This window comes from Calothrix sp. CBUCES-K 9914 (assembly GCF_059640475.1).
Genome location: NZ_JBXXZH010000131.1, coordinates 1 through 25,435 on the forward strand (window position 1 = coordinate 1; position 25,435 = coordinate 25,435).

Annotated in this window: 17 protein-coding genes and 1 pseudogene; 7 read left to right on the top strand and 11 right to left on the bottom strand. The window is 37.4% G+C overall.

Features of this window, described 5'->3' with window-relative positions:
- The 3 genes and pseudogenes from AC2JBO_RS25815 to AC2JBO_RS25825 form a co-directional block, all read left to right on the top strand.
- Window positions 1-254, top strand: a pseudogene (locus AC2JBO_RS25815) (IS4 family transposase); the annotation flags it as partial.
- Window positions 255-456: 202 nt separating this feature from the next.
- Window positions 457-963: a catalase family protein gene (locus AC2JBO_RS25820; RefSeq protein ID WP_496956494.1), complete on the top strand. Its 507-nt coding sequence runs from the start codon at window positions 457-459 to the stop codon at window positions 961-963.
- A gap of 197 nt (window positions 964-1,160) precedes the next feature.
- Window positions 1,161-1,487: a hypothetical protein gene (locus AC2JBO_RS25825; RefSeq protein ID WP_496956495.1), complete on the top strand. Its 327-nt coding sequence runs from the start codon at window positions 1,161-1,163 to the stop codon at window positions 1,485-1,487.
- Between the two features lie 624 nt (window positions 1,488-2,111).
- Here AC2JBO_RS25825 and AC2JBO_RS25830 read toward each other — a convergent pair.
- The 6 genes from AC2JBO_RS25830 to AC2JBO_RS25855 form a co-directional block, all read right to left on the bottom strand.
- Window positions 2,112-4,283, bottom strand: coding sequence for a SulP family inorganic anion transporter (locus AC2JBO_RS25830; protein ID WP_496956496.1), 2,172 nt, complete (start codon window positions 4,281-4,283; stop codon window positions 2,112-2,114).
- A gap of 7 nt (window positions 4,284-4,290) precedes the next feature.
- Window positions 4,291-6,135, bottom strand: a complete 1,845-nt coding sequence (locus AC2JBO_RS25835) for a response regulator (RefSeq protein WP_496956497.1) — start codon at window positions 6,133-6,135, stop codon at window positions 4,291-4,293.
- Window positions 6,136-6,190: 55 nt separating this feature from the next.
- Entirely contained in the window at window positions 6,191-8,671 is a 2,481-nt protein-coding gene (locus AC2JBO_RS25840; protein ID WP_496956498.1) for a response regulator, read from the bottom strand.
- A gap of 170 nt (window positions 8,672-8,841) precedes the next feature.
- Entirely contained in the window at window positions 8,842-11,379 is a 2,538-nt protein-coding gene (locus tag AC2JBO_RS25845) for a response regulator (RefSeq protein ID WP_496956499.1), read from the bottom strand.
- 94 nt (window positions 11,380-11,473) lie between these two features.
- Window positions 11,474-13,945, bottom strand: coding sequence for a response regulator (locus AC2JBO_RS25850; RefSeq protein ID WP_496956500.1), 2,472 nt, complete (start codon window positions 13,943-13,945; stop codon window positions 11,474-11,476).
- Window positions 13,946-14,020: 75 nt separating this feature from the next.
- Window positions 14,021-14,464: a hypothetical protein gene (locus AC2JBO_RS25855; protein WP_496956501.1), complete on the bottom strand. Its 444-nt coding sequence runs from the start codon at window positions 14,462-14,464 to the stop codon at window positions 14,021-14,023.
- Window positions 14,465-14,770: 306 nt separating this feature from the next.
- Between AC2JBO_RS25855 and AC2JBO_RS25860 the strand changes: the two genes are divergently transcribed.
- Entirely contained in the window at window positions 14,771-15,019 is a 249-nt protein-coding gene (locus tag AC2JBO_RS25860) for a peptidoglycan-binding domain-containing protein (protein ID WP_496956502.1), read from the top strand.
- 508 nt (window positions 15,020-15,527) lie between these two features.
- Here AC2JBO_RS25860 and AC2JBO_RS25865 read toward each other — a convergent pair.
- Together AC2JBO_RS25865 and AC2JBO_RS25870 are read right to left on the bottom strand one after the other, a co-directional pair.
- Window positions 15,528-17,801, bottom strand: coding sequence for a PAS domain-containing hybrid sensor histidine kinase/response regulator (locus AC2JBO_RS25865; protein ID WP_496956503.1), 2,274 nt, complete (start codon window positions 17,799-17,801; stop codon window positions 15,528-15,530).
- Window positions 17,802-17,903: 102 nt separating this feature from the next.
- A complete protein-coding gene (locus tag AC2JBO_RS25870; protein ID WP_496956504.1) occupies window positions 17,904-18,353 on the bottom strand; it encodes a universal stress protein in 450 nt (149 codons plus the stop codon).
- A gap of 235 nt (window positions 18,354-18,588) precedes the next feature.
- Between AC2JBO_RS25870 and AC2JBO_RS25875 the strand changes: the two genes are divergently transcribed.
- Complete coding sequence (locus tag AC2JBO_RS25875) at window positions 18,589-18,792, top strand: hypothetical protein (protein ID WP_496956505.1); 204 nt, start codon at window positions 18,589-18,591, stop codon at window positions 18,790-18,792.
- A gap of 136 nt (window positions 18,793-18,928) precedes the next feature.
- On the opposite strand, the gene AC2JBO_RS25880 is transcribed toward AC2JBO_RS25875, so the two are convergent.
- Together AC2JBO_RS25880 and AC2JBO_RS25885 are read right to left on the bottom strand one after the other, a co-directional pair.
- Window positions 18,929-19,150 carry a DUF4327 family protein gene (locus AC2JBO_RS25880; protein ID WP_496956506.1) on the bottom strand — a complete coding sequence of 74 codons (222 nt, stop codon included), beginning with the start codon at window positions 19,148-19,150 and terminating at the stop codon, window positions 18,929-18,931.
- A gap of 252 nt (window positions 19,151-19,402) precedes the next feature.
- Entirely contained in the window at window positions 19,403-20,311 is a 909-nt protein-coding gene (locus tag AC2JBO_RS25885) for a metallophosphoesterase family protein (protein WP_496956507.1), read from the bottom strand.
- Between the two features lie 113 nt (window positions 20,312-20,424).
- Between AC2JBO_RS25885 and AC2JBO_RS25890 the strand changes: the two genes are divergently transcribed.
- Both AC2JBO_RS25890 and AC2JBO_RS25895 read left to right on the top strand, forming a co-directional pair.
- Window positions 20,425-21,327, top strand: a complete 903-nt coding sequence (locus AC2JBO_RS25890) for a hypothetical protein (RefSeq protein ID WP_496956508.1) — start codon at window positions 20,425-20,427, stop codon at window positions 21,325-21,327.
- A gap of 508 nt (window positions 21,328-21,835) precedes the next feature.
- A complete protein-coding gene (locus AC2JBO_RS25895) occupies window positions 21,836-23,947 on the top strand; it encodes an esterase-like activity of phytase family protein (RefSeq protein WP_496956509.1) in 2,112 nt (703 codons plus the stop codon).
- A gap of 31 nt (window positions 23,948-23,978) precedes the next feature.
- Here the strand turns inward: AC2JBO_RS25895 and AC2JBO_RS25900 are convergent, their stop codons facing one another.
- On the bottom strand, window positions 23,979-25,238 hold the full coding sequence (locus AC2JBO_RS25900; protein ID WP_496956510.1) for an MFS transporter: 1,260 nt from the start codon (window positions 25,236-25,238) through the stop codon (window positions 23,979-23,981).
- Between the last annotated feature and the right edge of the window lie 197 nt (window positions 25,239-25,435).

A 25,435-nucleotide genomic window follows, 5' to 3' on the forward strand; every position in this document is an offset into this window, starting at 1 on the left:
GTTTAAAAGTTGTTAGACGTGCCATTCCTCACTTTCAGCAGCATTCTAATAATTCTATCGAGAATACTCAAGTATATTTTAGCTGGTTGATGTTAGAGATTTTAGACTTACAAATACCACCAGCATCAGGTAGAACTAATCCAAGGGTAGTAAAGAAAACTCGTTCTAAATTTAAAAGTAAAAAACGATGTCATAGAAATAATGCTACTCCACGTCAACAACTATCTTTTACAATTTTTGCAACCGCAAGTTGACAGTATGCGCGAGGTAGAAGATAGTTAACAAGATTTGTAATTCAATATTTGAGATATTTTTACAATTAAATATTAAAATTCTTGAGAGATACTTGCTCATGCGGGTTCGTTTATATAAATTTTATTCGATTTTGTTCGCGTTTTTCTAACGCGAACAAACTTTTCTTTATTTTAGGCTATGCTCCCGCTTAACCGAGCAGTATTGAATCCACTCCTAATTCAATATTGGAGTACTACTCCCTATCAATTAGGCTCTCATTCTATTAAATATTCTGTAAAACCTCACTCATATGATATTTCAAATTCAACACCCAATTCAGAAAATTACTTGCGTGAGGCAATCGTTAAATATTTGTCGGAAGATGCTCTCGATGCAACTTTTGACTTTTTGGTACAGCTTTATGTCAACGATGAGAAAACTCCAATTGAAAACCCAATGCAAGAGTGGGAAGAGAAAGATTCACCGTTTATTAAACTTGCTACTATCAGAATTCCGGCTCAGAAATTCGACTTTGAAGAGCGCAGGCGCCTGAACGAGGGACTATCATTCACACCTTGGCATACTTTAGTTGAACACGCACCTCTAGGTAGTCTCAATTTAGCCCGTAAAAAGGTTTATCAAGAAATAGCAAAGGCTCGACGAGAGTACATCCAACACCGCATTACAGAGCCGCAACCATACAATTCTATTTTGGACGAGCCTCAGTAAATTATACTGCCATCTGACTTAATAATAATTTTCGGATGGTAAAATTTTTCTTGCAATAATGAGCTAGCTCAAAGAAATTATTGATAATAATTGTCATAATCAAACTCAGAAACCAAAGAAAATCGTCAAATACCCATAGAAAAACTATGAAAACACTACTAAAAATATCCACGTTAGTGGTTGTCCTAACGACCTGTATGTCAGCGAATTTACCCTTAAAAGCCTCTGCTGATTCTACCGCTGGCTTGGTTCTAAGTCTGAAATGCAAAGGCGGATACAATGTTAACGTTTGGAAAAAGTATTCTTCAGGCGAACTTCTCTATCGTTCTACAAGTCCCAACGGAAATTTGGGTTTGGGCAAGGGAACCAGTAAAGCTACAGAAGGGGTTAAAGTGTATAAGTTTCAGAATGCCAATTATGAATATTGGGTGTGGGATGGCACGCTCGATAGTCAGCAGTCTGGAACTTTAGAGGTGTATAAAAACAACAAAATCCTCATGCAACGAGCTTGTAAGAAAAATTAAGGTCATTTGTAGGTTGGCTTGAAGCTTTGGAAAATTGTATAAATAATTTTGAGGAGTTGTAGCATAGGCTTATAGCCTGTGCAATGATATATATTTTTATCATCACCAAGTAACGCATGTGCTGCAAAAATATCTCCTGTGTACAAAATTCTTAATATAGTTTATTTTCCTGTGGCAGCAGTTTTATTAAGATGAATTTTTCCTGATGTTAATGCATACAGTTTTGCTGGTAGAGAGGCGCGTTCATGAAAAATAATTTCTTCGCACTGGTACATTAAAACAATTAAAAATGAGTATTAATACGTTGGTGCAAGATGTGAGTTCTCTCCATTCTACATAGAGTTTTTGTACGCTCTTATTGGTGGATATGAATAATAGCCCCAGTAAAAATAAATCATTGTTTATCGCTGTTAGCACTGATAAAATAATGTATAAATAATGATATTAATCATGTCTTATCTTTAAGTATTAACATTTAACTTACTAGTTTTGATTCAACATATATCTTGATCAAAAGCACAGAATAATAAGCATTCTTAGCCTGCATAGGCAGGCTTTATTTGTATAGCCTCACCCTTATAGGGTGTCCTATCGTTTCGTGTGATATAGGTATAATAAGATGCGTTACAGTAATTGCTCAATTTCAGCGTAAGCGTATATTAACCGTTCAGAAAGTTGACGAATCAAAAATTCTTGGAAAGCAACGCTTGCTTGAGGGTTTTCTTGCTGCATTTTATTTAAGTTAGTTTTTGTCAAGCAGTATATTTTACTTTCCTGGTCAGCAATACCTGATGTTTTATGGGTGGCGCCCAAATAAAATGCTGTTTCTCCTATTATTGTTCCTGCCCCTAATGTTTGTAAGCGTCTAGTTTGTCCGTCGTCTAGCTGTAAAAATGTTGTTATTTGTCCTGACTCTACAAAGTACAGCATGTCCGAACTGTCGTTTTGATTAAATAATATTTGATTCGTTTCTACTTGCACTTTTTCCAAATAATTCATGAAGCAAGATACTTGTTCGATATCATTGAACACTTCGTTTAATTGTAGTGCTAACGGTAGTACTCGTCGGCGCCTAAAAGAATGTGTTTCAAGTATTTGAGCTTCACACCATTCTATTCCTCTGTCTAAGTCAGGAAAAATTTGTATAAATGTCTCTTTTCCATTAATACAACCGCCTCGCTGTAGTTGATGCAGTATATTATCGTCAATATGAGTTAAAATTAAATTCAACTGGTGACTATTCGCTAACTGTTTGATTTTGAAAAAACTCAGAACAACGGAGGAGTCTAAGCCGTTTACTAGACGAAAATCTAATATTAAAAACTCGATGGTAGGTAAATCAATATTTTTTAATCTTTGTCGAATTTGCTCCAAAAGCGCGTTCGCTGTACCAAAAAATATGTACCCTTGTAATAATAATATATATATATTGTCGCCTTTTTGCCTCAATAGTCTCTGCTCTGGTTCCGGACGCTGTACTTTACTTTTGTGTGTGGCGCCTTCTAATATATGACGTATTACTTGGTGACGACTGTAGTTAAAAGCAAACAAAGCACAAGAAATAATAATTCCAATCCCAACTCCTGCTATAAACCCCCATATAGCTATGCTACCAAGAATTGTAATAATTAAAGCGTATTCAAGATGAGGAAATTTAAACCAAGCTGCGTAAACCCATTCATACAATAGCTTGAAGCCAATTGTCAATAACAAACCACCTAAGACAAAACGCGGAATATAAGTCAGAATACTTGAACCAAATAGTAATATTAAACCACAAAACGCGGCTGTTGTTAGTCCCGCAATACGACTATTTCCTCCTGCACTACGGTTCAATAAGGTACGGTTCAAGGAAATATTTCCGACCATTCCACCACACACACCAGCTACAATATTTGCAACCCCGTTTACACAAAGTTCGTGGTCTAGACTACAATCTCGTTGAACTTCAATCTCTATTGCTGTCGCATTTAGTAAAATTGCAATCAATACAACGATTATCATTGCAACCAATGTACCGCTTTCATACACCAACACTTGCCAGTCTACTCGCGCGGTTGTTGATATCCAATTATTCCATACATGTTGGTTTGGCATTGCTTTGAGAAACCAACCTTGGGATGAATCAACACCACCCGATATCAGGCGCCATAATATATCAAACACAACTATTGTTATAAGCAACATCATTGGCATCGCTAAAACATGGCGAATATATTTAGTTACCAAAATAGTCGAAAAAGAAAAAATTAATCCAGATAACCAATATATAACTACATCACGCCGAAGTAAATACGGTAATTTATCCCAGTCTAATGGTACACCTGCCATCACTTTGAAGGAACTGCGCGTAATCAGCCAACCTGTACCTGCAAGAAATCCCCCCATTACAGTATAAGGAATAAACCGCGCCCAGCGGGCACTCCTTAATTTTCCTATCCCATATAAAACTATGCCTGTTAATATTGATGATAATGCAATCGCTGTCCATACTGTTGGTAGTACATTAGTTGCGTGTTTTTTATGAACTTGTTCAGCAATACTAAAAGCCATTAATGCTAAAATTGCTGCTGAGTTAGAATCTGGGCCTGCTATTGCAAATGGAAACGCGCTGTTATACGTTACAAAAATACCTGTTATTACCGAACTGATCAGCGCACTTGTTACTCCTTGCGAAAAATACGGTGCCAAACTTCCTGAAAAAATCAGCGCCGCAAACGATAGACTATAGGTTAACGTCACTAAACCTGTTGTGGCACCTGCAAATAAATTTGGTATTAGTTTCTTCCACTGCATATCGACTCTAGCCTCGATTACTCGTAATAATTTCTTGGCTTATGCTGTATATTATTTTCGACAACGGATGATTTGGATAATGCAAGCAAAAAATATCACTACTTGCTAAGTGTATCATTTCCTCACAAAGTGGTAAAATTCCCGCAACTGATACGTTATATGCGCTTTCTACCTGCTGCTGAAATTCTTCCAAATCTAATGTTGCTAATGTTTTATTCGCTACTAGCTGTAATTGCGATACTCCTAAAATACGCGCGAGTTCTACTATTATTGCTGTTCCTTGATAGTCTTGATAATCTGGACGCAAAAGAACTATTGATAAATTACAAACGGTTAGCGCGCGTAGTGTTTCCTCATTTATTCCGGGTTGTGTATCAATAAACAAATAATCTAATTGCAAGTTGTTAATAAGCTGATTAAACCCGTCTATCAACATTTCTTCGTTATAACCCTCACGTAAAATTCGAGTTATGTCATTGGCTTTTATACTGGAAGGGATTAAATAAAGTTTACCTGGTATATCACTAGTATTACTGAGGTGATTTAATTGAAATTCTAACTTATGGCTGACATCATAAGCAGCTTCACAAATACCACAGCGTTCCCATAAATAATCGTTCAACGTCCATTGTATTGTATCTTCCAAACCAAACAACGTATGGATACCGGGAGATTGAATATCTACATCCACAATACCCACCCGTAGTCCAGTCGAAGCAAAACTTACAGCTAAATTTGCTGTTAAATTTGATTTCCCTGTTCCACCACGATAGGAATGGATCGAAATAATTTTTGATGTTGATGTTGGGTTCTGAGTTGGAGGAAACGTTTCTGAGGACTTAATTGCCCGTTTTTGAAGTTCGCGAAAATGGTCTGTTTTTGCAATTGATGTAACTACACGTTTTTTCTGAACTTCATCGATACTCACTACGAGCGTTTGTACTTGTTCTTGTTTTTTTACAATCTCTTGCTCGTATAACCGTTTTTTCTGAATATGCGCGTTGACTATTGCCTGTACTAATCTTGTATTCAACGGTTTATAAAGGTAATCTTCGGCGCCTAACTCAATACATTTTATTATACTTTCTATTTGATTAAACGCTGACATCACTACTACTGGTATATGGCGCCATTCAGAATGTTGTTTTATTGTTTGTAATACGTCAAGTCCGTTCATTCCCGGTATGATAATATCGAGTAATATCAAATCGTATGGAACAGCTTTGAGTATTTGTAGTGCCGCTTGACCATTTTTGGCAACTGTTACTGTATAACCTTCTATTTCAAGTTGTCGTAACAAAAAATCACAATTCGTTTCATTACTATCTATAATCAATATTTTACCTAACTTCAATAAATTTGCTTTTATTACTGGCGCCGTTTTTAACTCGTCAAGCGCGCGGATTGCATCTCTTGCTAATTTAACCGTTGTTGGAGAAAATTGCTGCTTTTGAGTTAGGTTTACAATATCATCTACTAACAACAGTAATTGCTGTGCTGCACGGTGAATTCTGTCTAGGTCAGGAATTAGTTCAGCGTTTGCATCTTCTTTTAATATTTCACAATAACCTATAATAGTACTTATCGGCGTCACTAACTCAACATAAATCGTATTTTCAGAAATAGTACTTTCTTGTTCGTTTTGTGCTAAATCAAATATTATATTACTAAACTTCAATATTTGATTCCCGCAAATCTGTATTTTTTCTATATCGCTTAATATTTGTGCATTTTCAATATTTCTACACCTCAATTCATCTATGATCATTTCGCTATAGCAAATGATGGCATTAATTGGAACACATAATTCATTACGTAGAAACGAGAATAAGGTCGCTTGTAGATTTTCCATGATTCAAATATATCCAATTTATATTTCGTAACATAATTATTATTTATGCTTTTGGTTAGTTAATCATTACTAATTTATTAATTTCATCAATCAGTAATTGACGATTGTAAAAACCTTTTTGATATATACGCTGGATTTTACCATCCAATAAAAAGCGGTCTTCTGAAGTTAAATCTTTGGCAGTTAACACAATAACAGGGATTGATTGCCATTTTTCAACTTTGCGAAGTTCTGTAATAAATTCAAACCCATCCATTTCTGGCATCATTAAGTCTAGTAAAATTATACCCGGTTCTTCATGTTGTAAAACGGAGAGTGCAATACGTCCATTTTCTGCTTCCAGTACTTGCCAGTTTGCTTTTTGCAGTTGACGACATATCATTTCGCGGTTTGCTGTGTTGTCTTCCACTACTAACACCGATTGCGGCACCGACGTATTATGATATTTGTGCAGTAATGTAGTCAAACGCTCATAATTAACAGGTTTGAGCAAATAATCTGATGCACCAAGCGCAATACCCATATTTTGGTCATCTATCATTGTTGCCATTATGACAGGAATATCCGCACACTCAGGGTCTTGTTTGAGTTGACTCAACACTGACCAACCATTCATCTCAGGCATCATTACATCTAATATTATTACCTCTGGACAAATTTGTTTCGCTAGTTTCAAACCATCCATTCCATTTGCTGCTGTTACTGTTTCAAACCCTTCACGTTGCAAAAAACGCTCTGTTAAGTCCAGTACTGATGCGTCATCATCAATAATTAAAATAGTACTCTTGTCTCGTTTATTCGATTTATTTAGTTTTATTGGTTTATTTACTTCTTTTGCTTCCGCACGTTGCATGGAGGGTAAGGTAATAGTAAAAGTAGTTCCAATGCCAAATGTACTATCAACATTAATACTACCTCCCATCATTTGGCAGAATTTTTGTGTGATGACTAAACCTAGACCTGTTCCACCATATTTACGAGTTGTGGAAGCATCTGCTTGCGAGAATGCTTGGAAAAGTTTAGTTTGTTGTTCGGGTGTCATCCCGATACCTGTATCTGTAACGCTAAATATGATTGTATTTTCCCTATCTCGCTTCACTGTTAAAGTAATTGTACCGTTTTCTGTAAATTTACTTGCATTGCTTAATAAGTTGAAAAGACTCTGACGCAGTTTTGTGATATCTCCATTCATGGCGCCGATATCAACCGGGCAATTCACCTGTAAAATATTATGATGCTTACTTATCAAAGGATGAATCGTTGCTGCAACATCTTGAATCATTGCCCCAATTTCAAACTTTTCTATATAAAGCTCCATTTTACCCGCTTCAATCTTCGATAAATCTAGAATACTATTTATCAACTCTAATAAATGCCTTCCGGCGCCGTGTATTTTTTGCACATCAGAAATTAGTTCGTTAGTACCTGCATCTTCCATTTCTTCCTTGAGCATTTCGCTATAACCAATAATGGCATTTAAAGGGGTGCGAAGCTCGTGACTCATGTTTGCCAGAAATTGACTTTTAGCAGAGTTTGCGCTTTCTGCTTCTAAACGCGCGCGCTCTGCATCTTTCATTGTATCCGCAAGTTGAGCAGTGCGTTCTGAAACTGCTTGACTTAGATTTTGTTCACGCGCGGCAACTTCATGGGCCATATGTTGAAAAGTACGAGCTAACTGTCCCGGTTCATCACAACGCTTGCTAAACTTTGTCATGAATGGCGAATCAAATTGTGCTAAAATTTCTGACGTTAATACACCATCTCCCGCACGACGTGCAATTCCTGTCAATCCTCTAATTGGCTGAATAACGGTATACTTGAGTAACCAATTAATCAATATAACTACCGTAGTAAAAATAGAAACAAATATTCCCATTGTTAAGGATAAATACTGGTTCCCGCGCGCAAAAACTTCGTCTGCGGGTACATAAACGGTTTGAGCAGCAATAATTTGATTTAACTCCCAGTTAAACCCATTCAGACTACCATATGTAGTAATCAAACTTTTAGGCGCCTTATCTGGGGTACTATGACATTCAAGACAACTAGCTTCTGAAACAGTAAGTGGTTTAGCAATGTAAAATGATTGGATATTATTCTTAACATTGTATCCTGTTAACTTCTTTAAATCAGGCTGTTTACGGAACTGCTCAACTAAACTTGCTTCAAACTCCGAAGCTTTGTCTTTTATATTCGTTGGATTTAATGTTGCTTCCTTGTAAGAAAAACTACTATATTCCGGTGACGCACGGAAATTTTCAAACACTTGATGTGCTGAGAACGCTGGAACCGTCTCCGCTATAAATTTTGACTCCGTAGCAAGTCTCTCTTTTAACAACGGCTGAATATTTTTACTCGTATATTTTCGCACAGAATTCATCGCTTGAGTCAAAATTTCTGCTTTGGTTGCAATTTCATCCTCTGCTTTATGACGCATCGCGTTTGATAAGGTTAAACCACTAATTATTACCCCACCCAAAAACACCACCATCAGCATCAAGGTAAATTTGTTTCCAAGCTTCAATTTTCTTAACATAACTTTACTTTACTTTACATACGACTTTTTTTATGACCCAACTAACTTATAGGCGCCACTTATGGTAATTATGCAGCACTGGCAACGGATTCTGGAACGGATGTAACGGATAATTGATTTTTAAAAACTAGATTTTATGTGTAACGAATAACTCATCCGTTACATCTGTTTTATCCGTTGCCAAGGAGGGTTGTAATTTTCTTGATGAGTCGAGACATTTCGATAGGTTTCGTATCATATTCATCACAGCCACTGTTGAGTGCTTTTTCTCGGTCGCCTGACATCGCGTGTGCAGTTAAGGCAATAATTGGGATATGCTTTGTATTAACATTGGCTTTTAATTGTTTTGTTGCTTCCCATCCGTCTAATATAGGTAGACTCATATCCATCAATATAATACTCGGATTTTTACTCGCTGCTAACGATACTCCCTCGGCGCCGTCAACTGCTATCATGACTTCGTAACCTAAACGCTTCAACCGACGTGATAACATGTCTCTGTTCATTTCGTTGTCTTCGACTAGTAATATTGTTGGTATGTTTGGTTGCTTATCTTCAAAATCATTAACTTGAGTAACTTCTGCTACTTCCAAACCGCGTCTTATTTGCTTGATTTCATTTCTCAATTCCTCAACTTGCCTTATTAAAGCTGCTTCTTCCATTTTACGCTGTGTAATATCTTCCAGTATTCCTTCGTAATATAATGTATTCCCTTTTGCATCACGTACTGCCCGCGCGCTTTCTAAAAGCCAAATTATTTCTCCGTTATATTTATATACTTGATACTCCACTCCTGTCACTTGACCTTGTGCTTCGAGTAAATATTTAAGTTGTTGGTGCCACTCAATATCCACATATAATTTATAATTGACTGTATTCACCGTTTCTATCATCTTGATAGGATTATCAAAACCGTGAATCATTGCCATTGCTTGATTAACAAATACTATTTGCCCGTCTAGTGTTGATTGATAAATACCCTGTAATGCATTTTCAAATATACTTCGATAACTTTCCTCGTTTATCCGTAAAGCATTTTCAGCACGTTTACGCTCTGTGATATTACACAACGCACTCAACACTGCTGGTTCTGAGTTGTAGTTTAACCCTTGTTGCGATGCTATCACCCATAACTGTGTACCGTTAGCGTCAATAGCTGCAAGCTCTTTATTTACAACAACTTCGTTTCTTTGTACAATACCAATAATTTCACTGTAATCTGTATGTTCCAAGAAATCTTGAAAATGACGGTTGCATAGTTGCCCTATCGGTAAACCAAACATTGATGCTGCTGTTGCATTGGCATAAACTATCAAACCATCACTAATTCGAGATATTACAACCGGAATTGGAACTGTGTCAGCTATTACTTGTTGTGGTAAGTGACGTAACCGCTTTTTTTCTAAACATGCTGTTATCTTCGCGCGTAATAAAATAGGTTTAAACGGTTTCAATAAATAATCTTCTGCTCCCATCTCAACACATCGCACCACGCTATCCATTTCATCAAGCGCAGAAACCATAATTACTGGTATACTCTGAAGCTCAGGATTACTTTTTAGTTGAGCAAGTACCGATAACCCACTCATCCCTCGCATTACTATATCCAATAATATTAAATCATACGCAAGAGTCCCCAAGATTTGTAATGCCTGCTCTCCACTTGTGGCAACTCCTACTGTATACCCAATTCTTTCTAGTTGTCTTGACAATAACTCACAGTTTGTTTCATTATCATCGACAATGAGAATCGTTCCAGATAACTTTGATGATGTGTTTGAAGTATCTTGACTCAGTAAACGCATTGTTGATGCTGCATCCATTAACGCTGTCGTTGTTATATCATTCTGCCCAACATGTTTAATATCTATTGCCTTTAACTGTTGCTGCGCCAAATTTACAATATCATTTACCATGCTCAATAATTTAGTCGCCGCACCATTAATTCTTTCTAAGTCCTCTATCTGTTCTGTTGGAGCTTCTTCGATTAATAACTCACAATAACCGATGATTGTACTTAGCGGTGTTAACATCTCAAGACGTATCTTGGCGCCAAATTCATCAAAACCACCCTCTTGATACAAATCAAAGCTAACTGGGTCTAATATCTTATTCGCTAACGTCAGCATTTGATTGCCACTGGTATAAATTTTACCAATATCTTTATATAAATCAGATGATTGGTCTTCAATTTCATCGAGTAATATTTCGCTGTAACCGATAATAGCATTCATCGGCGTACATAATTCGTGACGTAGGTGGGAAAATAAAGCTTTTTGAATCGAAGGAGTTAATTCGGATAGATTTTGATCAAAGGAAGATGTTAAAATATTTTCAGCTTGAATTTTTTCGATAAAACTTTCTATTTTGCCTAGTAAACGGGGAAAATCAATCGGTTTGCTTTCATACTCATCACAACCTGCTGCTAAAGCTTTCTCTCTATCACCCTGCATCGAATGCGCTGTTAAAGCTATTATTGGAATACGATGTGTTTGAGGATTTGCTTTTAGTTGTCGCGTTGCTTCCCAACCATCTATTATAGGTAAATTCATATCCATCAGTATCAAATCTGGTTTTTCTCCCAGAGTCTTTGATACCGCTTCGGCGCCATGTACTGCGATAATTATCTCATAGTCTTGGCGAATCAGACGACGAGACAACATATCACGATTTACTTCATTGTCCTCTACTATAAGTATTTTAGTCATTTTATTTAAGCTAAATTAATGTAATTTTTAACCTGCGAAGGCAGGCTTTGCTCGTATAGCCTCACCCTTATAGGGTGTAGGATAATGTACGATATTAATTATTTGATATTACCAATTTATTGATTTCGTCGAGCAGAGATTGACGGTTGTAGGAACCTTTTTGATATATACGCTCAATTTGTCCATCTAATCTTTGACGGTCTTCAGTAGTTAAATCTTTAGCAGTTAACACGATAACAGGTATTGATTGCCATTTTTCCACCTTACGAAGTTCAGTAATAAACTCAAAACCATCCATTTCCGGCATCATCAAGTCGAGTAATATAATACCAGGCTGGTGGTGTTGCAGTACTTCAAGGGCAGTACGTCCGTTTTCTGCTTCCATAACTTGCCACTGCGCTTTTTGCAGTTGACGACGCAGCATGTCGCGGTTTGCTGTGTTATCTTCAATTACTAAGACAGTTTGCGGCGCCGAGTTGGTATGATATTTTTGTAGCAGCGTAATCAAGTGTTCGTAATTAAGCGGTTTGAGTAAATAATCAGAGGCGCCTAACGCTAAACCTAAATTTTGATCATCAATCATTGTTGCCATGACGACAGGAATATCCCGACTTTGCGGGTCTTGTTTGAGTTGACTCAACACAGACCAACCATTCATGTCTGGCAACATGACATCTAATATAATGATATCGGGAGATTGTTTCGCAAGCTTTAGTCCATCTATTGGGTTATCCGCAGTTAAAACGTTATACCCCTCATTTCCCAGGTAACGCTGCATCAAGTCTAGTACTGCAGAATCATCGTCAATAACTAATATAGTAGCTTGTTTGGTTTGAGTCGTTTCTTGAGTTACTTGTTTTTTTAATTCTTTCGCCTGTTGTACCTGTTGGGGTAAGGTTATAGTAAAAGTAGTCCCTGTACCGTATACACTTTCAACGGAAATATTACCTCCCATCATTTGACAGAATTTTTGTGTAATTACCAAACCCAAACCTGTACCACCATATTTACGAGTTGTGGAAGCATCTGCTTGTGAAAATGCTTGAAATATATTTTCTAACTGTTCGGGTGTCATCCCTATACCTGTATCACTCACACGAAATATAATACTATTGTTCTGTTTATGTACTGCCAAAGTAATTTCACCTGCTTCGGTAAACTTACTCGCATTACTCAGCAAGTTGAAAAGACTTTGACGCAGTTTTGTGATATCTGAACGCATGGCACCTATAAACTGCGGGTAATCTAAAATTAATCTATTATGACGTTTATTTACCAAAGGCTGAACTGTAGCTGCAACATCTTCAATCATGGTAGCAATATCAAACGTTTCTAGATAAAGCTCCATTTTCCCAGCTTCAATTTTTGACAAGTCAAGGATACTATTTATCAACTCTAACAAATGCTTACCGGCGCCGTGAATTTTTTGCACATCCGGAATAAGTTGCTTCGAGTGAGCATCGTTCATTTCTTCAAATAGAATTTCACTATAACCAATAATCGCATTGAGAGGAGTGCGAAGCTCATGACTCATATTCGCAAGAAACTGACTTTTAGCACTGTTTGCATTTTCCGCATCTAACTTCGCGCGTTCAGCTTCTTTCATACTGTGTGCTAGTTGGGATGTACGTTCCGCAACTGCATTATTCAAATTTTGCTCACGTTCGGCAACCTCATGTGCCATATACTGGAAAGCGCGCGATAATTCTCCTGGTTCATCGTAACGATTTGTAAACCGTACTACTTCAGGCGCCTCAAACTGCTGTACTATCTCCGAAATCAAAGTCCCCGAACTCGCTCGTTTGGCTATTCCCGTTAATTGTCGAATAGGTTGGATAACGGTTTGTTTCAATAACCAATTAATCAATAATATGACAGTTGTGAATATAGTGACAAAAATACCCATACTCAACGATAAATATTTATAGGCGCGCGCGAATACTTCACCAGCAGGAACATAAACCATTTGAGCAGCAACAATTTCATTCAACTTCCAACCAAAGCCGTTTTGAGAACCATATTCTGCTATCATACTCCTTGGTGCCTTGTCAGGAGTACTATGACATTCGAGACAACTAGCTTTTGTAACTGGTAGCGGTTGTGCAATATAAAATAATTTATTACCACCTTGAACACGATACCCATTTGTACGCTTCAAATTTGGCTGTGAACGAAACTGCTCGACTATCGCTTTCTCAAACTCATCTACTTTATCTTTCAAATTTGTCGGATTTAATGTTGCTTCTTTGTAAAAAAAATCACTATACTCTGGTTTAGCTTTGAATTTCTCAAATACTTTGTTTGCCGAGAACGCTGGCACTACTTCCGCCAGGAAACGCGCTTCTGTTCTCACTTTATCACTCAACAGTGGTTGAATATTGTCATCAGTATATTCACGCACTGAGTCTATCATTTGCGTCAATATTTTTGCTGTGGTTGAAATTTCATCCTCTGCTTTACTAAACATCGCACTAGATAAAGTTAAACCACTAATTATAATTCCACTGACAAATACGAGTATCAGTAGTAAAGTAAATTTGTTGCCAAGTTTAAGTTTTGTTAACATAACATCACTTCATACAATACTCCTATAGGTTATAGGCACCATATCATATTGATTATGCAGCTTGGAGATGAAGTATTATTTAGGCGCCTTTTTCCAATCCCAAGATGTGATTTGATAGGAGAAAACAATTGGTTTTGGCATTGCATCGAAGTTTTTGGCATTTTCCAGGGGTGTAACTCTACCACTGGGAAGTATGACAAAGTTTCGCGCGTTAACTCTCAGGGTTAAATTTGAGAAACGACAATCAAACGGAGCTACATAAACATCGGTTAGTTTACTATAGCGTCTCCCCGTCAACTTAGTTCCGGTACATTCAATTTGCTCTGGTTTCGTTTGACTAGAGCGTAAGACATCTGATACTTGACTATTAAATCTTTCAAAACGCGGTGACGTTTGAGAAGATACCAATAATTGATTTAAATTCAAACTACTATTTGCAACCGATACCGACGGCAATACCCATCCCAACACTGTTAAAGGCGCCGCAATCGTAAACACTAATTTACTTCGTGTAATCATATACTCATATTACATATTTTCAGATAAATTAGTATATCAAATTAAAGAACGCCACACTAGCTTTCACTCTTGTTGCTGCTGAGATTTCGATTGTTTATTAAAATTTAAGGTCTTGATAGTGGCTGACCCTGTTTGATAACGATATGTAACTTAATATTTAGATTCTCATCAAAGTGCAACGATTTAATTTTTCTTAATATTTTCTTTATATTTCACTTATTTTACATACCTCACAATTTCCTCAAATTAATCTCGTATAACCGAAATACGGGTAACTTGCACTACAAAACGAGAATGATAATTACTATGAATGCGAGCAGCGCGAATGAAATGCCGACTTTGAGTATTAATACACAGGGTGAGGCTGTAATACTGCTACAAAAATTACTTCTTTACTTTGGCTATTTAACGAGTGAAAGTTTAACAGGATATTATGGTTCAAGGACAGAGGTTGCCGTCAGAAATTATCAGTTAGACCGTGGACTAGTGAATAGTGGTATTGTGAATCAGCAAACATGGGGAGCATTAATTGACGAATTACCTGTTCCATATTAATTTGTATATACATTGTAGTAGTCTGTGTCAATAGTTTTGGGTTGTTCTCTCTTCCTTTGTGTCCTTTGTGCCTTTGTGGTTCTTTTTTCTAACACACCAGGATTAATGACACAGACCAATAGTACCGTAACGCGCGATAACTGTGGGTGTCTATCTCAAATTTATTATGACTTACGATATTGTTATAACTGCGAGTCGGTGCGTGACGCTACAAGTCTTATAACTACGTTGAAATTTCCTTATAGCGTCACGCACCCTACGTTTTATGTTGACAACCAAACTTACAAGAAGACAAAGTATCACAAACAGGCGCCAACAATGTCCGTTACGCGCACGGCTTTAAAGGTAAGCTAGTTAAACAGTTTTGTGGTTTACTACAAGATAAGCTACCTTATTGCACTATTGGCTATGCTTTTTGATAACGAGCGTTTTCTTTCTTTGCGTTCTTTGTTACCTTTGCGGTTTTTTTAAACGAACCGCAAAGTACGCAAAGTACGCAAAGGGGGGATTATAATAATTGGTGTAATGAATTTAGTAATGCATTTGCAGTAAAAGGTTTTGCGAGAAAGTCTTGTACACCGCATTCTACAGCTTTAATTTTCTCCCCACTATCACTCGAACCGCTCATCGCAATAAGTTTTACATCTGGATTAATTTTCTGTAATGCTCTAATAGTTGTTACCCCATCTAAAGAAGGCATCATTAAATCTATCACTACAACTTTTATTGTAAACTTGTTTTGTACATAAATTGCTATAGCTTCAATACCGTTATTCGCAATCAATACTTGATAGTTATGCGTTAACAGTGTATTTCTACTGACTTCTGATATCGCTGTTTCGTCATCAACGAATAAAATTAACTCTCCATTCCCTTTAATCATATCTGGATTTTCTGTAACAGTTGTATGAAGTTCTGTTATTGCTGGTAAAAAGACGCGAAAAACAGAACCCTTCTCACCACTGCTAACTTCGATAAACCCTCTGTGACTCTTAATAATGCTGAGTACTGTTGATAAACCTAATCCCGTTCCTCTACCACCTTCTTTGGTGGTGAAAAAGGGGTCAAATATTTTATCGATAATCTTTTTGGGAATACCTACACCTGTATCAGAAACCGTTACAACTATATAACTACCTTCTTGCGCTTCAACGTTCATCTTAGTATAGTTGGTATCGATAACTTGATTAATAGCTGTAACGCTTAAAGTTCCTCCTTCTGGCATTGCATCACGCGCGTTGATAGCTAAGTTCATGAAAACTTGGTGCAGTTGTGTCGTATCAGCACTTACCGTCCATAATCCTTCATTGATATTTTTCTTAAATTGAATTGATTTGGGAAATGTACCTATAATGATTTGTTCGATATCTAATAGTATATGTCTAACCTGCACGATTAAACGCTTTTCATTATCACCGCGCGCAAAGCTGAGAATCTGTTTGACTAAATCTGCACCCCTTTTTGTGCTAGTTTCTAAAATATTTAGCATATCTTGATTACGCTGATCTAAATTGGGAAGCGTTAACGGCAAAAGTTGAGATATCGCTAAGATAGGTGTTAGGATGTTATTCAGGTCGTGAGCTATTCCACCTGCTAACATTCCAATGTTTTCCAAACGCTGAGTCCGCAAAAACAACGACTCTAACTGTTTTTTGGCTGTAATATCCGTACCAACACTCAAAATATACCTCGGTTGATTATTGTCATCCTTGACTAAATTCCAATGACTATCAACTATCACATCTTGCCCGTCTTTAGTTATTTTATTCAACTCACCTTGCCATTTACCTATTTCTATTACACTTTTTAAAGCTGCTTCTGCTGTTGAAACTTCGCAATACAGTAATTCAAAACTATTTTGACCTATCGCTTCCAAAGCTGTCCACCCATAAAGACGTTCTGCCCCTTTATTCCAATAAGTAATTATACCATCCAATTGTCGTAGTAAAATAGCGTTTGTGGCGACATCTAGTAGTGCAGCTTGTTCGTAAATTTGTTGTTGCGCTAACTTATGTTCCGTTATGTCTATTACCACCCCTAACATATGATTGAGGCGCCCAGAAGCATCGTTACAAAAATTGCCAATAGCTTGAATCCAATGAATACTACCATCAAGCCATATAACTCGATATTCGTGCTGAAACTTTTGATGTGATTTTTCAGCAATATTTAAAGCGGACATCCAAGCTTTACGGTCTTGAGGATGGATACGGTCGATAAACGTTTCTAAGTTATTACCACTACCGGGAGCTAAGTCAAACAAGTATTCGCAACTGCTCGAACAACTAATTTCGTTCGTCACAGTATTCCAGTCCCAAGTTCCCATATTATTAGCTTCTAAAACTAACTGTAGCCGCTCTTGACTTTGTTTTAATGCCAACTCACTCTTAAATTGCGCGCGTCTTACTACCACTTCCTTCATCGAACGCTCAATTGCTGGCACCAGTCTTGCCAAACTAGCTCTAGTTACAATATCATTCGCCCCTGCTTTCATCAACCCAACAACCATCTCCTCATTCACGGCGCCTGATATAATAATGAAAGGCACATCTATACCTTTACTTTGCATCAACCGTAAAGCCTCAAAACCATTAAAATCTGGTAAACAGTTATCGCAAATAATAACGTCCCAAACTTCTGTTTCGAGAGCTTTTTCCATCTCTACCACATTCTCTACTCTTACATGATTTACTTCATAACCATTTATCCGTAAAGTACGCACCAGTATTAATTCATCATCTTCTGAATCTTCGACGATTAAAACACGTAGTGCGATACCCATAGACAAACTCCCAGACTTCTTTCACAATCAAATCAAATCTTTCTTACAAAACTTAACATTTATTAAAAGCTTAATATATATGATTCTGAAATTATAGCTTATTCACTGCCAATAAGTCGGCGCCGGATAAACCTGCACAATCAAAACTGAACATGATGCATGACACAGAACATGATTACTAACAGTATCTAAGAAAAACTTATTGAAGGTGTTGCGACCAACCATAATTAAATCAGCACCCCAGTTAGAAGCGAGTTGACAAATAATTTTACCAGGGTTGCCTTTTGTTTGCGTCACTTCAACGCTAACACCTTTGTTCGTAGCTGTTTGGCAGAGTTTATATAAATACTTCAATCCTTTTTCTGTTAAACTTTTCCAAGTATGTAGATAGTGGTTTGCTTCTAAATTACTGAGATAATTTTCGTCTAATGGTGAAAGAACGTTTACCAACATCAAATGGGCGCCTGTTGCTTGAGCTAAAACGAGTGCTTGCTCAAAAACCTGTTCACTGACTGTCGAATTATTAACTGCTACCAATATTCTGTAAAACATACGGTTGTACTGTATAAGTATTTTCACTCATATAAAACTTCTGTTGTATATTTCAAGTTATACAAAGATAATTTGAGGAAGTTGTGAGGATGAAGCATGTTGTTTATTAAGGAAAGATACGAAATATGACATTAGGTTGCAAACTCCAATCTTCTTCACAGGTTCTTCATATTCAGAAAATACCTTTAAATAAGGATTAATCAGAAGTTACTACAGTAATATTTTGGTAACATATATGAAAAACTGTCCTTGCTGTTCTCATGTGTTGTTGCGTCACGTCAGAGGACATGAAGTCTACTGGTTCTGCCGTAACTGCTGGCAAAACATGCCAATGTTAGATGAAGACACTTGTTGCCGCGCGTCCAAAAGTAAAGTTCTTCAAACCAATACCTGTGTTCGGGTTGGAGGTAAAACATGGGAAATGCTTCCCGCTGTATAAATTTGATGAATTTGTGACTAATTTGTCTAGAGTTGTGAAAAGAAATATTAATTCAACAATTTGATTCAACAATTTGAAATAAACCACTACATCACCCATGAATATAGAGACGTGACAAAATACGTCTCTACATTACTTAATCATCATCCCATTTTTCATTGCTAAGGAGGTCAATGATTCTATCGCGTAATAAAAATTCATTTTTCTCCAACGATAATTCTACGCAACTCCAATCACAAAAGGGCATAAATTTACACAACGTATAAATTGGCTCGTTACGTTTTATGTCTCCTTTTTTGATGAGTTGACGAGCTTCTTGTCTCAATAATTCAAGGTCAAATTCGAGGACTGTATCCATAACAACATCTCCTGATGCCTTATAGTTGATATAAAGCCAAAATATTGATTGTTTTTGCGAGCTTACGCTGTCCTACTTTAGATTCCCCAAAATTTTATGAGTTGAGTCGTTGCATCAGCTGTAGTTGGATTACATTTAGGCTTAACAGTGAGGCGCCTGAGTGCTGAGAGATTTACGCGAGTAACTTATTATAGCATTGAGACAGGTTAATATAACATCAATCATAAAAGAAATATTAACCTGTCAAAATTGTTATACAGATTTAATTGGAATGATGCCTTGGTCAAATACCTGGTTATCTATTCCGATGCCGATTACTTCAATTCTATCAGCGTAGACGTTGTATGCGGCAAAACTTAATTTTTCAGCAGAGTAAGCAGTCCACTCGTTTTTACCAACCGGACGAGTGCTGGCACCTCCACCACAAATCAAATATGTAGTACCATTAATGGCTCGGGTGCGTTCGTAGTGGTGTTCATGTCCATTAATATATAGTTGAACGTTATGCTTTTGAAAGATTGGTGTGAAAGCTTTGATAAATTCTGGGTTGCTTCCGTATACACCCGAAGCGTAAATAGGGTGATGTCCATAGACTATCTTCCAAGGCGCCTTTGATTTATTAAGTTCTGTATCTAACCAAGCTAACTGAGTTTTAAAGTCAGCATTACCGTTAGTGTCGAGAACGAAAAACTGTAATGGGTCACGAGTATAGGTATAATAACGTCCGGCATAATTAAATCCAACGTACTTAAGTTGTAAGTCACCGTTAGCCGTGCGAATATCATGATTACCCAAAGCAGCTTGAAATTTGACACCGGATTTTAACAATTCAGCATAGGGACGCTCGAATACTGCGCTAATTTTCTCAATTTCCCCATTAGTATATATATTATCTCCAGCTAACACTACCAAATCATAAGGATTATGAGCGTGGTAGTTAGTCATTGACGAAGCTACAGCGTATTGTCCATTATCGCCAGTACCTGTGTCAGCGACGGAAACAAATCTATATAAAACTTTATCTTTGTTGACTGCGACAGGTTGTGAAACTTGATTTGCTGATTTATTTTGTGCGTTCTTAGCTAAAGCACAACCGATGAAACCTGTACTAATGGAACCAATGGTACTCAGAAATAAAAATTCACGCCGTTTAAGCTTCATAATTGTTTGGGTGTGATTAAATGTGTACAGTAACGCGCGCTCAATAAGAAGAGTGTTAAATTAGGGCAAGTGTTGCAGTTTCAGTTGATTTGCCGCTCTTTAATAAAAGTTCCATGTCCCAAGATAACCCAAACCCTCAACCACAAACTCCAAGAGGTCGTCAACAACGCTACCAAAGACGGCTACCATTTTGGAAGGTAAAAATTATCCAATTTCTACGAGGAACTATTGGAGTTCTCGAAACAACCGTCGATAAACTCGAAGACCCCGAAGCTAGTGGTGATGGTATCGCTACAGGGTGGAGTGGAATTTTAAACAAAATTCGTCGTATACTACCAACTGGACTATCATCAAACCTTTCTGATACAGCTTTAACTGGAATAATTGCCTTTGTAACAGTAATTGCAGTATGGACTACCTCATCGCTAATAAACAAACCATTTGATGTTGCTATCGTCCCACCTGAACCACTTGTTACTACTACACCCATCCCCACTGTTATACCAACACTTGAACCAACCCCCGAACCAACACTTGAAATAACACCTGAAATAACACCCGAAATAACTCCAGAACCAACACCTGAAATAACTCCAGAACCAACACCTGAAATAACTCCAGAACCAACACCCGAAATAACTCCAGAACCGGCGCCAATACCGACACCACAATACATACCATTAACACCGGAGCAAACATTAATTGCGGCAATTGAGAATCGAATAGCCGAAGTTAGTAATAATACCTTTTCTGGAATCGTAAAGTCAATCAAAGCTAATTTCCGCAGTAGTAGCTTGATTGTAACAATTAGTGATGATTGGTACACCCTCAAAAAGTCGCAGCAAGATAAATTAGCAGCGCAAATGTTTGAGCGTTCCAAAGAATTAGATTTTAGCCGTTTGGAAATTTTTAACTCTCAAGACCAACTCGTAGCGCGTAACCCTGTTATTGGTTCCGAAATGATTATCTTTCAACGCAAACTAATTCCTGAACCAATTACTCCTATAAGTGGGTAATGGTCTGTATCATTAAATTTGGGGTGTAGGGTGCGTCAAAGCTATTAGGGTCTTCAATAAAATGAAAAATCATGTGCTTTGACGCACCACCCAGAGTGTCGGTGCGTGACGCCACAAGTCTCTTCATATTGAGTGGAATTTTTTCGTAGCGTCACACACCCTACCGTACCGTAACGTTAGGTGCCAACAACCCAAAATTAATGACACAGACCACTATAGACACTCTTTATCGTGTATCTATATTTAATTAAAAATTAACTTATTATTAATCAATTATTAACACAATCTAAATAATCTTAATTCCCAAAAAACAGGTTTTACATACTACATATTAATAAATATATCTTATTGCATAAACAACAAAGAGCAGTTACTATATATACACGAGGTCAGTTTAATTACTGAGTAAATTGTTTTTGTAAAAAATAAACAATCGTTGAGTAGCGTTGAAGTGGGTGCAGTGAAGGTAGCGTGGATTACAAACACACAATTCAACAATAATACAAATATGGCGCCAACAGATTTAGTTTCGACGGTAGTAATTCCTGGTAATGCAACTGACTTATTTCCGGGTGTGGGAGCGAATATCAATCGTTTGGGTGGATTTGGTTCAGACCTATATTATAATTACCGTAGTAATTCATTCTATGCTTTGGTAGACCGAGGTCCAGGTGGTGGAGTCATTCCTTTTCAAACTAGAGTTGAAGAGTTTTCACTCAATATTAATCAATCAACAGGCGCCATTGAAGGTTACAATCTGCTGAAAACGGTTCCTTTTACTGTCTCAGCAGGAAGTACAATTAACGGTGTAACTTACGATGTGACAAAACCTTTTAACGGATTGAATCCTTTACTGTTAAATGGTGATGGTTCTAAATTAGGATTGAGTCAAGACCCAGAAGGGTTTGTTGTTGGAGCAAATGGTAATTTCTTTGTTTCCGATGAATATGGGCCTTCTGTTTACGAATTTAATCCCAACGGTTCATTTATACGCGCGTTTACAGAACCAAGTAATGTCATTCCAAAGAATGGGGCTAATCCTTATTTTGCAGCAGATGGAACTACTTTGACTAGTGGGCGCCAAGATAACCGAGGTTACGAAGGATTAGCAATTAGTCCAGATGGTACTAAATTGTTTGCAATGTTGCAAGACCCGCTTCAAAATGAAGGTTCTCCAAATGGACGCAGCAGTGGGAATGTACGCATCGTTAGATTTGATGTTGCAACAGGTAAAAGTGATGCACAATATGTATACCAGTTAGAAAGTGTTGCTGACATCAACGCAAGAATTAGAGCAAGTGGTAAAACCGATACTTTTGGTGCAACTGCCCAAGGACGTAATATTGGTATCAGTTCACTCACAGCGATTAATAACAACGAGTTGATAGTATTAGAGCGGGATAATCGCGGTATTGGAGTTGATGACCCTACAGGTAGTGCTACTATTGGCTCAAAGCGTCTTTATAAGATTGACTTAACAGGCGCCACTGATGTTAGCAATATTGATTTGACTAATACAAATACTTTGCCAATTGGAGTAAAGGCTGTTAGCAAATCATTATTCTTAGATATAGCAAATAGTTTGCAAAGCGCAGGACAAAAAATTCCAGAAAAGTTTGAAGGAGTTGCTATTGGTCCACAGCTTGCAGATGGTTCTTATGCTTTGATACTTGCAACAGATAATGATTTTAGCATTACCCAAAATAGCACAAATACTCAATTCGACGTATATACAAATGGTATCAGCAGCGTTCAAGTTGCTATAGATAGCGCACCTCCATCTGCACCCACAGGACAACCTACTTATAGTTTGCTTCCTAGCTACTTTTACTCTTTCAAAGCTGATATTTCCAACGTTCAGCTGAACCCCAACATAAATATTGTTCGTGGAACAGAGGGAGATGATACGCTTTACGGTACAAATCCAAACGATTTAATTTACGGTTACGGTGGTAACAATACTATCTACGCAAGTGAAGGAAACAACACAGTGCTTGCTAGTAACGGCAATAATACCGTTTATTCTGGTGCAGGAAATGATGTGTTTAGTTTAGGTAATGGTAATAACGTTATATATGCAAGTGAGGGTCAAAACACGGTTACTGTAGGTAATGGTCAAAATACGATTTATGCAGGCGCCAGTAATGATGTATTTTACCTAGGAAATGGCGGCAACACAATTTACGCAGGTGAGGGTAATAACAGCGTATTTGCTGGTAGTGGTAATGATACAGTATATGCAGGCGCCGGAAATGATGTAATTAGCTTAGGAGATGGCAACAATACTATTTACGCAGGTGAAGGAGACAACATCATCACCGTTGGTAATGGTAATGACTTGATATATGCAGGTTCAGGTAAAAACACCATTAGCTTAGGTAGTGGTAATGATACTGTTTATGTAGGCAATGGACAAGACAAGTTCATTTTCTCAGCGGGTGCAGGTAGCGCTACAATTTATGGTTACACAACCAGTGACCAAATTAGTCGCGGCGCCGGATTATCTGCAAACGCCCAATTAACTGTTACCCTGAGCGGTAATGATACTTTAATTTCCGCTGGCAGCGACTTGTTAGCAACATTGAAATGGGTACAACTCACTAACCTCAATATTGTATAACGGGCACGTAGAGACGCGATTAATCGCGTCTCTACATTTCGGTTTCGGTTTTGGTTTTGGTTTCTGGCATTGTCAGGCAAAACCAAACTAAACCAATTACAGCTACAATACCCAAAGCGATGAAACCAACTTTGTAACCTGCTGCTTTCACTAAAAAACCACTTCCAATATTACTTATTGCTGCTCCTATTCCTACCATTGTACTCGTGGCGCCTTGTACAAGATTGAATCTTCCTGTACCTTGCGTTAAGTCTGATACTACAATTACCATAATTACTGTAAATATTCCCGTTGCAATTCCGTCTAAAGCTTGCACTGATACTAGAAACCAAGGATTGCTACTAAAGGTGTATAAAAATGCACGTAATACTACCGCAACAAAAGCTATTATTAATAACGGTTTTCTTCCCCAACGGTCAGCATTCTTTCCTGCCCAAGCGGCAACGGGAATCATAATCAATTGTGCGACAATGACAGCAGCAGAAATATACCCAGAAGAAGTATCTTGTTTTCCTCCTGTTAATTGTTGACTTACTAAAGGTAATAGTGCCGCATTCGCAAGATAAAATAAAAATACAGAAGAAGCAAAAATAATTAGCTGACGATTTTTGAATAGCTCTTTAATATTTGCTTGATGATTAGCATTATCATTATTATCACCGCGCGCTTGTTTATTATCAATATGTTTCTTACGTATCTTAAATACTGAAAAGATTGTGATGAAGCATAAAATGACCAGTAGATAAAAAATCCATACTCGTCCAACAAAGTTACCGAGCAAACCCGCAATAATAGCTGCAAATACATTACCTGTATGATTAAACGCTTCATTACGTCCAACTCGTTTCTGTAAATTGTTTTTTCCGACCAACCCTAGTGAAGTAGCAGATATCGCAGGAGCAACAATGACAGCAGAGATACCTATTACAGCTTGTGCTGCAACTACGGCAATAAAAGACCGAAAGTGAATAATCACTAGATAACTTACAGCAATAGCAAAAGTAGAAATTCCTATCAGCAGTCTTTTATCGCGCGAACCATCAACAACGGCGCCTACAGGAGTTTGAGCCAAAATACCGACTATACTAGTAGTAGAAATCGCAATACCAACAAGTTCAGGACTCCAACCAAGGTCAGCAGCCAAAAATATCGCCAAGTAGGGTTCAAAAACATCACGCACATCACCTAAAGTCAAATTAACCCTATCAAGCGCGCGTAGTGAAGTTTCCTTAGAATTACTACTTGATTTACGCTGACTAAAGGGTAAACTATTATACAGCCATTTCATCATATTTTCACATCAACTGTGGTTGAATATAAACTAACCAACCGAAGTATTACCCTTTTAAAACACAAATTCCTCTTTCTTAGGGACTATAAAAAAATGTATAAAATAGGACATAATGTCAAAATGTTGCTTACTTGACGTATTAATGGTGCGTGAAAGCACTGTATTTGGCGTTACATTGCTTGATAGTAATAGCTTGA